The organism is Hydrogenophaga sp. RAC07 (assembly GCF_001713375.1).
Taxonomy (GTDB): domain Bacteria; phylum Pseudomonadota; class Gammaproteobacteria; order Burkholderiales; family Burkholderiaceae_C; genus Hydrogenophaga.
Genome location: NZ_CP016449.1, coordinates 239,638 through 253,033, shown reverse-complemented (window position 1 = coordinate 253,033; position 13,396 = coordinate 239,638). Strand labels below are relative to the sequence as shown.

The 13,396-nt window shown below is 68.6% G+C and carries 11 protein-coding genes; 7 read left to right on the top strand and 4 right to left on the bottom strand.

Going from position 1 to position 13,396, the window contains the following annotated elements:
* The first annotated feature begins 129 nt into the window (after positions 1-129).
* From BSY239_RS01125 to BSY239_RS01115, 3 genes are all read left to right on the top strand, one after another.
* Positions 130-1,407, top strand: coding sequence for a PQQ-dependent sugar dehydrogenase (locus BSY239_RS01125; protein ID WP_069045214.1), 1,278 nt, complete (start codon positions 130-132; stop codon positions 1,405-1,407).
* A 95-nt stretch (positions 1,408-1,502) separates the two neighbouring features.
* Entirely contained in the window at positions 1,503-1,817 is a 315-nt protein-coding gene (locus BSY239_RS01120; protein WP_069045213.1) for a c-type cytochrome, read from the top strand.
* 21 nt (positions 1,818-1,838) lie between these two features.
* A complete protein-coding gene (locus BSY239_RS01115; protein ID WP_069045212.1) occupies positions 1,839-3,953 on the top strand; it encodes a TonB-dependent receptor family protein in 2,115 nt (704 codons plus the stop codon).
* Positions 3,954-3,965: 12 nt separating this feature from the next.
* Here the strand turns inward: BSY239_RS01115 and BSY239_RS01110 are convergent, their stop codons facing one another.
* The 4 genes from BSY239_RS01110 to BSY239_RS01095 form a co-directional block, all read right to left on the bottom strand.
* A complete protein-coding gene (locus BSY239_RS01110; RefSeq protein ID WP_069045211.1) occupies positions 3,966-5,171 on the bottom strand; it encodes a sensor histidine kinase in 1,206 nt (401 codons plus the stop codon).
* A gap of 159 nt (positions 5,172-5,330) precedes the next feature.
* Positions 5,331-5,909, bottom strand: coding sequence for a GAF domain-containing protein (locus BSY239_RS01105; protein ID WP_069045210.1), 579 nt, complete (start codon positions 5,907-5,909; stop codon positions 5,331-5,333).
* 67 nt (positions 5,910-5,976) lie between these two features.
* Positions 5,977-6,618 (bottom strand): response regulator, encoded by a 642-nt coding sequence (locus BSY239_RS01100; RefSeq protein ID WP_069045209.1) that lies wholly within the window; start codon positions 6,616-6,618, stop codon positions 5,977-5,979.
* Positions 6,615-9,206: a sensor histidine kinase gene (locus tag BSY239_RS01095; RefSeq protein ID WP_069045208.1), complete on the bottom strand. Its 2,592-nt coding sequence runs from the start codon at positions 9,204-9,206 to the stop codon at positions 6,615-6,617. Before BSY239_RS01095 ends, BSY239_RS01100 begins: the two co-directional genes overlap by 4 nt.
* Before the next feature lie 181 nt (positions 9,207-9,387).
* Between BSY239_RS01095 and BSY239_RS01090 the strand changes: the two genes are divergently transcribed.
* The 4 genes from BSY239_RS01090 to BSY239_RS01075 are packed head-to-tail and all read left to right on the top strand — an operon-like array spanning position 9,388 to position 13,396.
* Positions 9,388-9,921 (top strand): Csu type fimbrial protein, encoded by a 534-nt coding sequence (locus tag BSY239_RS01090; protein WP_083239740.1) that lies wholly within the window; start codon positions 9,388-9,390, stop codon positions 9,919-9,921.
* 7 nt (positions 9,922-9,928) lie between these two features.
* Positions 9,929-10,636: a fimbrial biogenesis chaperone gene (locus tag BSY239_RS01085; protein WP_083239739.1), complete on the top strand. Its 708-nt coding sequence runs from the start codon at positions 9,929-9,931 to the stop codon at positions 10,634-10,636.
* Positions 10,590-12,914 (top strand): fimbria/pilus outer membrane usher protein, encoded by a 2,325-nt coding sequence (locus tag BSY239_RS01080; RefSeq protein WP_069045205.1) that lies wholly within the window; start codon positions 10,590-10,592, stop codon positions 12,912-12,914. Before BSY239_RS01085 ends, BSY239_RS01080 begins: the two co-directional genes overlap by 47 nt.
* Positions 12,914-13,396 carry a Csu type fimbrial protein gene (locus BSY239_RS01075; protein ID WP_069045204.1) on the top strand — a complete coding sequence of 161 codons (483 nt, stop codon included), beginning with the start codon at positions 12,914-12,916 and terminating at the stop codon, positions 13,394-13,396. The genes BSY239_RS01080 and BSY239_RS01075 overlap by 1 nt, the downstream gene beginning before the upstream one ends.

The window sequence follows — 13,396 nt, the reverse complement described above, 5'->3', positions numbered from 1 at the left end:
CGTTCGGAGCGGCGCAACACCACAAACCCCCACCAACGTTGTGGCTTGCAACCGTTTCTGATTTCCCTCCAGAATGTTTTTCCCGAAAAGTGGTTTTCGGGAATCTAAAAACCCTCAGAGGAGACAAGCATGAAAAGCAAGAAACTGTTGCTGGCCTTGATGGCCTGCGGCCTGGCCACCAGCGCGCTGGCCCAGGCCGGCAAGGACAACCTGTCCACACTCAAGCAGATGAAGGTCTCAGGCGTTGACCTGAACATTCCACCGGTCCCGCAGGAAGGCAGAAACGCCGATGCGATCCGCGCCAACCTCAAGGCCGTGAAGCTGCCCCCGGGCTTCAAGATCGAGCTCTACGCCGTCGTCCCCGACGCGCGCCACATGGCGGTGGCCCCCAGCACCAACATGCTCTTCGTGGGCACCCGCAAGACCCGCGTGTGGGCCGTGACCGACCGCAACGGCGACGGTGCGGCCGACGAGGTCAAACCTTTCGCACCGTCGCTCAACTTCAAGGTGCCCAACGGCGTGTGCTGGACCAAGGATGGTTTCCTGGTCGTGGTCGAACACAACCGCGTGCTCAACTTCCCCGCCGCCGAGTTTTTCTACGAGGGCCCGGACGTGGCGGTGATCGAGGTGGTGCCGCAGGGCGGCCTGATCCCGGTGGAAGAGGAGTCGTTCAACCACGGCGCGCGCACCTGCCGCGTGGCCGACGACGGCATGCTGTATGTGACCCTGGGCCAGCCGCACAACGTGCAGCCCGCGGGCAAGGTCGACCTGTACGACAAGCTGGGCATCGGCGGCATCGTGCGCATGAACGCGTTCGACGGCTCCAAGCGCGAGGTGTTCTCGCGCGGCATGCGCAACTCGGTCGGCATGGACATCAACCCCAAGGACAAGACGGTGTGGTGGACGGACAACCAGACCGATGGCCTGGGCGATGACGTGCCGCCGGGTGAGCTCAACCGTTCCACCAAGGTCGGGGAACACTTCGGCTACCCCTACTGGAACGGCAAGTACAAGGTGGCCGGTTCACCCGCCGCGCCCGACCTCAAGGACATGAAGGAGCCTGCCAACGCCGTGTTCCCGCAGGTGGAGTTCCCTGCCCACCAGGCGCAGTTGGGCATGACCTTCTACAACGGCAAGCAGTTCCCGGCCAAGTACCAGGGCGGCATCTTCGTGGCCTCGCACGGCTCGTGGAACCGCAGCCAGGCCACCGGCGCGCTGATCAACTTCATTCCGCTCAACGCCAACGGCACGGCCGGCAAGTCCGAGGTGTTTGCCGAGGGCTGGCTGGACGGCAACGGCGTCTACAAAGGCCGCCCGGTGGACGTGGCGCCCATGAAGGACGGCTCGCTGCTGATCTCCGACGACTACGTCGGCGCGATCTACCGCGTCACCTACTCGGCGAACTGATCGGGCCAACCAGCAGGACCTGGCCCGGTCCCTGGCGCCAGGCGACCCGCGCGGGTCGTCTGGCGCCCTTTCACGTTTGAACGGACTCCCTTCCCATGCGAATTTCCCTCCTGATCGCCGCCGTGCTGAGCGTGGGCGCCGCGCACGCCGCCGACCCCGTGGCCGGCCGCACCAAGGCCAACGCGGCCTGCGCGGTTTGCCACGGCCCGACCGGCATGTCCATGATGCCCAACGCGCCTCACCTCGCGGGCCAGCCCGCCATCTACCTGGTCGAACAGCTCAAAAACTACCGCAGTGGCAAACGCCCACACGAAGTGATGGGCGTGATCGCCAAACCCCTGACCGACGCCGAGATCGAAGACCTCGCCGCCTGGTATTCGTCACTGCAGATCAGCGTGCAAGCGCCCTGACACCCCGGACCCCGCCCCACCATGCACATCCGTACCCTGGCACTTTTTCCGTTGGCCGCGTTGCCCGCGCTGCTGCACGCCCAGACCAACCCCGCACCGCCCGAGTCCGACGGCGGATCGCTCGCACCGGTGGTCATCACCGGCAGCGGCTCGGCCGAGCAACGCTGGCGCGGCGCCGCCACGGTGGACGTGGTCGACGGCACCGAATTGCGCGCCGGCCAGCTTCAGATCAACCTCTCCGAAGGTCTTGCGCGCGTGCCGGGTCTGGTGATCCGCAACCGCGAAAACTACGCGCAGGACCTGCAGGTCTCCATCCGCGGCTTCGGCGCGCGCTCCACCTTCGGTGTGCGCGGCGTGCGCCTGTTTGTCGACGGCATCCCGGCGAGTGCGCCCGACGGGTCGGGCCAGGCGGCCAACTTCCCGCTGGGCAGCGCCGACCGCATCGAGGTCGTGCGGGGACCGTTCGCCGCGCTGTACGGTGCCTCCAGCGGTGGGGCCATCCTGGCCTACACGCAGAACGGCACCCGCCCCGGTGAACTGCGCGTGGGCGCGGCACTCGGTGCCAACGGTCTGTGGCGCCTGTCGACACAAGCCACTGGCCAGACGGGTACCGCAGAAGCCCCCGGCTGGTCGTACACGCTGGACGTGGGCAAGTTCGCCACCGACGGTGCACGTCCACAGTCGGCGGCGCACCGCAGCACAGCCAACGCCAAGCTCTCGCGCGCCCATGACGGCGGGCGGACCACGCTCGTGTTCAACCGGCAGAGCGCATTTGCACTCGACCCGCAGGGCCTCAGCCGAACCCAGTTGGACGCTGGTACTCCGCTGACAACGCCACAGGCGATCCAGTTCAACTCCCGCAAATCGGTCTCTCAAACGCAAGCCGGACTGGCCTGGGATCAAGCACTGGGCAACGGTCACAAGGTCGAGCTGATGGGTTATGCCGGGCAACGTCGGGTGATCCAGTTCCAGTCGATCCCGCCCGGCGTCCAGGGCGCCGCCGGCAGTTCGGGCGGCGTGATCGATCTGGACCGGGACTACTGGGGTTTCAACGCGCGCTGGCGCCTGCAACGCGAATGGCAGGGCGGGCAACTCGACCTGAGCGCCGGACTGGCTGGCGAGAGGCAGACCGACCTGCGCCGCGGCTATGAAAACTTTGTGGGCGGCACCGTCGGCGTGCTCGGCGCGCTGCGGCGCGAAGAAACCAACCGCGCCACAACGCTCGATCCTTATGTGCGCGCTGCGTGGCAAAAAGCGGACTGGACGCTCGAAGGTGGCTTGCGCCGTGTCAACGCCCGTTATGTTTCATCCGACGCATTCCTGTCCAATGGTGACCAGAGCGGAGGATCGAACTTCAGCGGCTACTTGCCGGTGGTGGGCGTGCGCTGGCAACTCTCGCCGCAAGTGCAAGCCTTTGCATCGGTGGGTCGCGGTCTGGAAACCCCCACGCTGAACGAAGCGGCCTACAGCGTCGGGGGAGCCGCCGGGTTCAACACCGGCCTCAACGCGAGCAGGAGCACACAGGCCGAAGCCGGTCTGCGCGGACGCAACGCCTCAGGTCTTTGGAACGCCACGCTGTTCGACATTCGCACCGAGGACGAGATCGTCTCCGCCGGAACCATCGACGGACGAGCCAGCTTCACCAACGGTGGCAGCACGAAACGCCAGGGTCTGGAACTCTCGGCCGAGTACGGCATGGGCAGCGTCACGCTGAGCAGCGCATACACCTACCTGCGTGCGCGCTATGGCAGTGGCACCGCCAGCATTCCCGCTGGCAACCGCATGCCGGGCCTGCCCGAACACCAGTTGTTTGCCCAGGTGGCGTGGGCGCCTGCCACGGCCGCTGCCATCGGAGGCGTCTTCACGCTGGAGGCTCGGCACACCGGCAGTGTGTTTGCCAATGACGCCAACAACACCAGCACGGCGCTGGCCGAGGGTCACACGCTGTTCAGCATCGGCGCCCGCTTCGAACAAACCACCGGCGCCTGGACCTGGCGCGAGTTCGTTCGCATCGACAACCTCACCGACAGGAAGCATGTGGGCTCGGTGATCGTCAACGATGGCAACGGCCGGTTTTTTGAACCCGGTCTGGGCCGCTCGGTCTCGGCCGGCATCGAACTCACGCGGCGCTTCTGAGCGCGGGCCCGCTCAGGCGGGCAGCCGGCCGAATTCGCTCTCGGGGTCGATCACCTGCGCCGGCAGGCTGATGGCGAAGGTGCAGCCGGCGCTGGACGCGGCCTCGCACCAGATGCGACCGCCGTGCCGCTCCACGATGCGTTGCGCCAGCGCCAGCCCGGTGCCGATGCCTTCGTAATCCATGGAGTGGTGCTGGCGCTGGAACAGCGCAAACAGGTTGGGCGCGTGCTCCAGGTCAAAGCCCACGCCGTTGTCGCGCACAAAGACCACACGCTCACCGGAGCTGTCGGTCCACTGACCCACCTCGATGCGGGCGAGTGGGCGGGTGCGGGTGAAGTTCACCGCGTTCTGCAGCAGGTTGCGCAGCATCTCGGCGAGCAGAATCGCGTCGCCCCGCACCTGGGGCAGGTCGTCGTCGATCACCCACTCGATCGAGCGCGTCGGGTGCTCGGCCTGCAGGTGCCGCACCACGCCCTGCACCAGCGGACTCAAGGGCACTTGCTGGCGCGCCAGCGACACGCGCCCCATGCGCGCATATTCCAGCAAGCCTTCGATCATCAAGCTCATGCGCTTGGTGGACTTGGCAATCGACGCCTGGTACTGCAGCAGCTGGCTGTCGCCGTCGGACCCGAGCCGCTCCTGCGCGAGCGACACAAAGCTGGAGATGTGGCGCAGAGGCGCGCGCAGGTCGTGCGACACGCTGTGCGAGAACACGTCGATGTCCCGGTTGGCGGCCACCAGCTGGTTGGTGCGCCGGGTCACCCGCTGCTCCAGTTCCTGCTTGAGCTCGGCCAGCTGGTGCTCGGTGCGGCTGCGCTCGGTGGCGTCAAGCACCACGGCGCTGGCGCACAGGAACCGGCCCCCCTCACCCAGCACAGGCTCCATGCCGAACTCGGCTCGGAACACCCTGCCTTGTGGTCCCTGGATGTCCAGCACCAGCGTTGCGCCCACGTCACCGCGCGTGAGCAGGGCGAGGTGCGATCCCAGCATCGCGCGCGAGTGCGCGTCGGTCTGGCCCACGAGGCCGAGGAAATCGACGCTGCTGGTCGGGCGCCCCTGCACGAACTGGACGGGATCCAGCCCGAGCCACTGGATCAGCGTGCGGTTGATGTGGACCACGCGCTGCTCTGCGTCGATGCAGACCAGGCCGCAGGGCGCCTGGTCGTAGAGCGCGCCGGGGCTCGTGTAGGGGTCAGGGGAAGCCGGCTTGTTGTCCATGGCGTCTCGCTCGGGTGGAGTGCGGAAAAGGCGGTCGGCGCCCCGTCTGGCCAACCGTGCGCGGTCAGCAGGCGGGGAGTTGCGTTTCAGTATCGGCCAAAAGGCGGCGCGCTGGGTCCACATTTTGGCCATCAGCGGCCACAGGCGCCGGGCAGACGCTCACTTGGGTTTGAGGTCCCAGTTGGGCACATCGCGGGGCGCCGGCATCACGTTGCGGCCTTCCAGCCGCAAGGCGGCGAGCTTGGCGGTCATCTCCAGCGTCCTGAGGTCGTCGGGGTTCGGGTTGTCGTGCGGGCTGAAGGAGAAGCTGCACAAGGTGCCGTAGATCTCACCGCTCTTGAGCACGATCGGCGTGCTGATGTGGGTGCCGATGGGAAACGGCAACTGGTCCAGCAAGGCACTGGCCACCGGATCGGCCCGTGCGTCCGCCATGTAGCGCGGCAGGCGCCCGTCGACCACGCGCTGGCACCAGCTTTGTTCCAGTTCGTCGGATCCGCCCACCGCGATGGTCGGGCGCGTGCCGCTGGTGGCCACTTGGCGAAACACGCGCCGGCCATCCACAAACTCGGAACAGAAGACCACGTCCATGTTCAAGCGGTCGCGCAAGGTCTTGAGCACGTCGGTGATGGTGCGGTCCAGCATCTCGTCGGACTGGTCGGCGGTGGCCACCATCAATTCGGAGACGGTCACGTGCAGGTCGGAGGGCTCGTAGCCCATCTCGTGTAGGGACGGTTTCATGCCTTCAATTCTCTTCGTGATCGGCACCCGGGCACACCGGCGAGGGTGTTTCAAGATGTTTGAAGGGTCAAATGTCGTCGGCGCTGATGAGGCCTTCGCGGATCGCCAGGCGCACCAGCGCCGGCACGTCGTGCACATCGAGCTTGGCCATGATCCGGCTGCGGTACGACTCGACCGTCTTGCGCGAGAGATGCAACTGCTCGCTGATGGCCACGCTGGTCAAACCACGCACCACCAGCTGGATCACCTGGCGCTCGCGTCCCGAGAGCGCCTCGATCGGCGTCGGCGCGGCGTCGCTCGTCATCACCTCGATGGCCAGTTGCGCCACCTCGGGGCCCAGGTACTTGCGACCCGACGCCACCGCCTCCACCGCCTTGAGCACCTCGCTGGCGGGTGAGCCCTTGAGCACATAGCCAGAGGCCCCCAGGCGCAGGGCCTCGGCCACGTGGCGCGGCTGGGCCGACATGGTCAACACGATGGTGCGTGCGGTGCACTTGCGCTTGTGCAGCTGCTCCAGCACCTCGAAGCCGGAGCGCTGGCCCAGGCTCAGGTCCAGCAGCACCACGCCGGGCGAGAGGCGCAGCACCTCGGAGAGTGCGTGGGTGGGCTGGTCGGACTCGCCCACCACGTGATGGCCGGCGTCTTCGAGCACGGCGCGCAGCCCATCACGCACCATGGCGTGGTCGTCGATGAGGTAGATGTCGCTCATGGGTCTCCCGCGGTCGAAAGGTTGGCAGGGGGCTGGAAGCTGTCGGATCCGACCGTCCAGCCCAGCGCGATGACGGTGCCGCCCGAGGGCGAACCCTGGACAGCGAGTTGCCCGCCGATGGCGAGTGCCCGCTCGCGCATGCCCACCATGCCCAGGTGGCCGGGGCGGCCATACATCAGGCTGCCGTGCAGGCCGATGCCGTCATCGCTCACGGACAGCGACAGCCTGCCCGCGTCGCCGTCCAGGCGCAGTTCGATCGAACCGGCCGAGGCGTGCAGCAGCGCGTTGCCGGTGGCTTCGCGCGCGATCATGAACGCGGCGTACTCCACCTCCGGCGGCCAGCGCACGCCCTCGGCGTCCGGGCTCACTTCCAGCGTGATGACCACCAACTCGGCCTCGATCGAACGCGCCCGCACTTCGTTGTCCAGCGCGGCCTGCAAGCCCAGCGACTCCAGCAAGGGCGGGCGCAGTTCGACCAGCGCCTGGCGCACCTCCTGCACACTTTGTTCGACCAGCTGACCGATCGAGCGCATGCGATCCTGCTCACGGGCGTCCAGCTGGTCGATCGCGCGGCGGCTGAACACATCGAACGACAAGCGCGTGGCGCTCAGCGTCTGGCCCAGCTTGTCGTGCAGCGTCTGGGCCAGCCGGTGGGTGGTGTCCTTTTCCTGGTCGAGCAGGCGCTGCGCCAGGTCGGACAGCTCCCTGCGGTACTGCGCGAGCGCCTGCTCGCTGCGCACGCGCTCGCTCACATCGCGCAGGATCGCGGTGAGCAACTTGCGGCCACGCACCGTGACCTGCGAGATCGAAGCCTCCAGCTCCAGCAACTCGCCATTGGCGTGCAGGCCCCGTACCTGACCCGCTGCCATGGGCCGGGTGGTGGCGCGGGAGTCGGCGAACCGGTGCATGTAGCCGCGGTGGTGATCGCGGTCGTCCACGGGCAGCAGGATGTCGAGGTTCTGGCCGAGCATGGTGTCGGCCGCGCGGCCGAAGATGCGCTCGGCCGCCGGGTTGAACAGGCTGATACAACCCTGCACATCGACACTGATGACCGCGTCGCTGGCCGAGTTGATGACCGCCGCGAACACCTCTCCCTGCTCGCGCTCGTGGCGCTCGGCCGTCAGGTCGTGCACCTGGGCCAGCACGCCGAACGAACGGCCGTCGACGCCCGCCACCTTGATCAGACGCCAGTCGCCCCACATCTCGCTGCCGTCGCGCCGCAGCATGTGGCCCACGAACTCCCAGGGCCCGCGGCCCGCGACCACTTCGGCACGTATCGCATCACGCTCCTGCCCGCCCGAGGCGCTGGGCAGCACTTCGGAGACGTAGCGGCCATGCGCCTCGGCCGCTGTCCAGCCAAACACCTTCTCGCACGCCAGGTTCCAGAACACCACGCGGAAATCGTCGTCCACCAGGTACACCGGCGCCGGCAGGTGTTGCAACACGGCCTGCAGCCGGCTGGTGTCGTAGAGCACCTGCGCCAGCAGGTGCTCGCCGGGCGAGTTGCCCGACCCGGGTTTGGGCAGGCGGCGCAACTGCTCGGAAATCACCCGCAGGTAGGTGTCGGGCGCGTCCGTGGTCTGGGGACCGAGCTGGTCGGCCACCGCGTCCAGCATCTGGCTGTAGGGGCGCGCCAGGCGGCGCGACAACCAGAAACCGGCCGCGCCCATGATCAGCACGGTGGCACTGCCCAGCGGCAGCACCGTGCGTTGCAGCTCCCTCACCGGCAGCAGCACCGCATCCAGCGGCTGGCTGGCCACCACCTGCCAGCCGGGGCGCAGGCTGGAGTCCGCGGGGTTCACCGCGCTGCGCGTCAGCACGTACCAGCGCCCATCGGCGCCCCGGTGGCGCAGCTGCTTGCCGGGCGCGGCCTTGAGCAAATCGCTCCAGTTCTCTCCCATGTCGGGCTGCAGCGCGCCGAGCAACAGCTTGCCCGCGTCATCGACCAAGGCCAGTTGCAGCGAACGTTGCGCCGATGCCGGCCCCAGGACCTCCTGGATCAAACGGTCGAAGAAGGCGGCATCCAGGTGCGCGGCCACCACGCCTTGCAGCTGACCGTTCGCCCCCACCACCGGCAAAGCCAGATCCGCGAGCTCGGCGGGCACCGGCAGGCTGGCACGCTTCAAGGGCTCGATGAGGGCTTTGGGTGGATGGAAACTGCCAAACCACAGGCCCTGGCTGCCATTGATGAACACCGGCCGCGTGGCGATCGACACACCTTCCAGCAAGGCGTTGGTCCCCAGGCGAACGACCCCGTCCAGATCGGTGATGCCGATCCACACATAGCCGCTGGTCCTGGACTTCAAGCGGCTCAGCTCCGAGCCCAGCAGGTCCTGCGGCACGTCGGTTCCCGCGAGCACCGCCACCAGTTCCAGTTCGACGGCCCGGCGCGCCAGCACGCGTTCGATGCGGTCTGCGTACAGCTCCGCCGTCTGATTCACGCGGGCTTCGGCCCGGCGCGTGAGCTCGCTGCCCACGATCCGGTCGGTGGCCGCCACCAGCAGTGCGAGAAGCACCAAAGCCAGCAACGCCGGGAGCAGCGGCAGCAGCCAATGAACGGAGCGTTGGCGTTGGCGGATGGCGGCCATGTGGTGAGCAACTCTCCCTGCGGGCTGGGCCTGATGGCCTCGAAAACCCGTCAACAAACATCATGCCCCAAAAACCGTGGAGGGTATTTCTCGCGCGCGAAGTCCAGCATTCCCTACACAAGCCACCGCAGCGACGGCCGATCTCATGAGGACAAAGCAACCGTTACCGGAGGACTCCACCATGAAAGCCCAGCCTGCGTTCCTGCCCCGACCGACCCTCAAGTGTTCAGGCCGGGCCTTGTCCCTGCTGGTCTTGCTCAGCCTGATCGGCCTTGCCAACACCGCCCGGGCACAAACCAGCACCTCGACCTTCTCGGTCACCGCCACCGTCCTGGCCAGTTGCTCGGTGGTGGGCGGCGTGCCGCTGGCCTTTGGCGTGGTGACGCCGGGGGTGCAGCGCGACGGCAGCGTGTTGATCTCGGCGGTGTGCACCGTGGGCACCCCCTACACGCTCGCGCTGGACGCGGGCACCGGCACCGGCGCCACCGTGGCCAGCCGGCGCATGACCAGCGGCGGTGACACGCTGGACTACACCTTGTTCCAGGACGCCTCGCGCACCACGCTCTGGGGCGACGGCACGGGCGGAACCAGCACACGCAGCAGCACCGGCACCGGTCTGGCGCAATCCTTCACGGTTTATGGCCGGGTACCGTCCAGCGCCGCCGCAGCGGTGGGTTCGTACGCCGACACCATCACCGTGACGGCCACCTACTGAGACGGCCATGCGCCCCCTTGCGATGGACCGTGTCTGGTCGTCTCTGCTCCTCGGTGCGGCGCTGCTTTGCGGCAACGCGGAGGCGTTTCAGGTGCGGCCGGTGCGCCTGGACCTCGGCAGCCGCCAGCCCACTGGTCAGCTGGTGGTCTCCAACCCCACGGCGCGTCCCCTGTTGATCCAGGCTGAGGCCTTCGATTGGTCACAAACGCAAGACCGCGACCAACTCCAGCCCAGCAGCGACCTCATCGTCAACCCGCCCATCTTCGAGCTGGCCCCCGGCGCCCAGCAGGTGGTGCGCGTGGGCCTGCGGCGCGCCGCGCAAGACGGCGTGGAGCGCCCGCACCGCATCTGGCTCACGCAGGTGGCCACCACACCGGACGAGGGCGACACCGGTGTGCAGATGCTGCTGCGCCTGAGCCTGCCCGTGTTCGTGGTCGGCACCGGTGCCGGCACGTCACAGGCGCAATGGCAGCGCGGCGCGGCCGATGGCGTGGTGGAACTCAACAACGCCGGCACGCGCCATGTGCACGTGCGCGAACTGCGGCTGGCCAGCGACGACGGCGCGCCCACCACCCTGGGCCCGTGCTACGCGCTGCCCGGCGGGCGCTGCCGCTGGCCGCTGCCGCCGGCCCTGCGTCACAAGACCTTGCGCATCGAAGCCGACAGCAATGCCGGCACGCTGCGCGGCCAGCTCGATGCCGTGGCCGCGCAATGAGCGACGGGTCGTCCTGACCACCGCATTGCTGATCGGGACGGGCCAGGCGTTCGCCGCCCACCAGGTGCGCCTGCTCGATGTCTGGATCAACGGGCAGTCGGCCGACGCCAACGCCTTCATCGTGGAGGAAGAGGGCCGGTTCTTCGCCTCGGCCCAGGCCATGGCGGCCTGGCGCCTCAAACCCGCCGATCTGGCGCGCACCATCGATGGCGAGCCCCACCACAGCCTGCACCCCTGGCAGCCGCAGATGCGCCCGAGCACCCAGCGGCTGGAGCTCACCGCAGCCGCTGCCGCGTTCACCGGCCAGGTGGTGAACCTGGGCGATACCGCCAGCCAGGCGGTGGCCCTGAGCCCTTCTCACCTGGGCCTGGCGCTGGACTACACCCTCAACCTGGACCGCGACCGCAGCGGCAGCCAGAGCAGCGCCTTTCTGGACCTGCGCGCCTTCGGCCTATCGCCCCAGGGCGGGCTGCGCCACAGCGGCCTGCTGCAACTGGGTGACCAGCCCGCCAACGGGCCCCGGTTTCGCCGGCTCGACACCGCGTGGCAACACGCCGACCCCGACACCCTGTGGCGCACCACCGTGGGCGACGCGTTCAGCTGCGGCGGCGAGATCGCGCCCACGCTTCGTTTTGCCGGCGTGCAGGCGCGATCCGACTTCGGCCTGCAGCCCGACCAAGTGCACCACCCGCTGCCTTCTGTGCAGGGCAGCGCACAGGTGCCCAGCGGCATCGACCTGCTCATCAACGACCGCCCCGCCGGCAGCCTGGCCGTGGGTTCCGGCCCGTTCTCGCTGGAGACCCTGCCCACCCTGACCGGGGCAGGTGAAATCCGCATCGTGCAGCGCGACCTGCAAGGCATCGAGCAGGTGCGCACCGTGCCCTACTACACCAGCCCCCGCCTGCTTCGCTCGGGCCTGACCGACAGCTGCTTCGAAGCCGGCGTGCTGCGCCTGAACTACGGCCTGCCGAGCGACCGCTACGCCGGGCACTTTGCCGCCGCCTCGGTGCGCCACGGCTGGAGCAACACCCTGACCACCCAGGCGAGGGTGGAGAGCAGCGACCTGGTGCGCAGCCTGCGCCTGGGCGGGCACTGGATCCCGTCGCAATGGGGTGTGCTCAGCGTGCAGGCCGCGCTCAGCCAGACCGAGGGCATGGGCAGTGGCCACAGCATGCGGCTGGCACTGGAGCGCACCACGCGGCAGGTCCACCTGAGCGCCAGCCTGGACCAGGCCGACGACGGCTTTCGCCAGCTCGACGGCAGCCGCGCCCCGCTGCGGCGCGCCGCCCTCTTCGGCGGCTGGACCCTGGGCCAGACCAGCTGGTCGGCCGGCGCCATCTGGCAGACCGGCGCCACCGGCCTGAAAACCCGGGTGCTCACGGCCTCGGTGCAGCGGCGCATGGGCAACGACTGGCAGATGGGCCTGAGCGCCTTGCAGCGCGAACACCGCTGGAGCATGGCGCTCATGCTCACCCGCCAGCTCGACCGCGACACCACCACCGCGGTGCGGGCCCAGACCGACAGAGACAGCCGCCTCGCGCTGCAGGCGCAGCGCCACGAGCCGGTGGCCGGCGGTCAGGGCTGGCGCCTGCAGGCCAGCACCGGCCAGCAGCGCGCCATGGGCGCCTGGAGCTGGCTGGGAGAAGCCGGGCGGGTGGAAGTGCAGGCGGCCCAGCTCGCCCAGTCCGGCTCCACCGCCCTGCGCGCCACCGCCAGCGGCGGCCTCATCTGGCTTGGTGGCATGCCCGTGGCCGGGCGCGCGCTCGGCGAAGGTGTGGCCGCGCAGATCGAGGTCGAGGGCATGGTCGGTGTGGGCGTGCGGCTCAACCACCGCGAGGTGGCCGTGACCGACGCGCAAGGCCGCGCCTGGGTTCACGGCCTGCATGCCTGGGAAGACAACGTCATCGGCATTTCGGCCGACGCCCTGCCCATGGACACGCTGCTGTCGTTTCCCGAAATGCGCCTGCGCCCGCGCGCCCAGTCGGTGGTGCAGGCGAAGTTTCCTGCGCGGCGCAGCCGCTCGGTGCTGCTGGAGGTGATACGCCCGACCGGTGAGCCCGTGGCCGCCGGTTCGCGCGCACGCCGCAGCGACGATGCCCCGGGCAGCGGCGCACCGTTTGCACAGGGCGGCAAGGTGTTCCTGAACGACATCGAGGAAGTCAACCGCATCCGCATCGACGGCCCGCAAGGCGTCTGTCACCTGCTGTTCAAAGCTCCCGACGCTTCGCTCATCCAGCCCGCGATCGGCCCGCTCACCTGCCAGGCGCACCCGCTGTGATGAAACACCTCGCGCTCACCTCTCTGCTGTTGCTGGGCGCGATGGACGCCCACGCCAGCAGCTGCAGCGTGTCGGCCACACCGCTGGCCTTTGGTGCCTACACCTCGCCCGGCGGGGCACGCGTGGACAGCTCGGCCAGCGTGGTGGTCACCTGCACCCCCACCTACCTGCTGCTGGCCTGCACCACCCCGTACACGCTCTCGCTGTCCAACGGCGTGGTGGGCGGGCCCGGCTCACGGCAGATGGCCGCCGGCGCCGGGCGCCTGCAGTACGGCCTCTTCAGCGATGCGGCCCGCAGCACACCCTGGGGCGATGGCGGCGCCAGCGGTGGCACGGTGGGCGGCAGCATCACCACCGGCCTGCTCGGCCTGCTGTGTTTGCCGGGCGTGCGCAACCACACGGTGTATGGCCGCCTGCCGGCCAACCAGAGCGTGCCGGCGGGCAGCTACGTGGATCAGGTCGTGCTGACCATCACCTACTGA